This is a genomic window from Streptomyces sp. SID12501 (assembly GCF_010550245.1).
Lineage (GTDB): Bacteria > Actinomycetota > Actinomycetes > Streptomycetales > Streptomycetaceae > Streptomyces.
Map to the genome: position 1 here is coordinate 1 of NZ_JAAGLU010000676.1, position 437 is coordinate 437.

Genomic DNA, 437 nt, shown 5'->3' on the forward strand with positions numbered 1-437 from the left:
CCAACTCCGAGGCCCCCAAGCTGCTCGGCCGGTTGAGCTCCACCAAGACCCCGGCCGTCGCGATCACCCTCTCCGCCGCCCTGATGGGCATCGGCGTGGTGCTGAACTACGTGGTCCCGGAGAAGGCGTTCGGGTACGTGATGTCGGTCGCGACCGCGGCCGGCATCTGGACCTGGATGATGATCCTGATCAGTCACATCCGCTACCGCCGCGAGGTGGTCGCCGGCCGGCTGCCCGCCTCCTCCTTCCCCGCGCCGGGCGGCACCCTGTGCAGCTGGATCGCCGTGGCCTTCCTGCTGATGGTCACCGTGCTGATCGCCATCGACCCGGACAGCCGCGTGTCCCTGTACGTGGGCGCCGGCTGGGCGGTCTGCCTGTCGATCGGCTGGGCGGTGCTCAAGTCCCGCAACCCGCAGGTCGCGGCGCGGGCCAACGTC

1 pseudogene is annotated in these 437 nt (G+C 70.5%); it reads left to right on the forward strand.

The features are described from left to right. Positions 1 to 437: pseudogene (locus G3I71_RS47870) on the forward strand (amino acid permease); the annotation flags it as partial.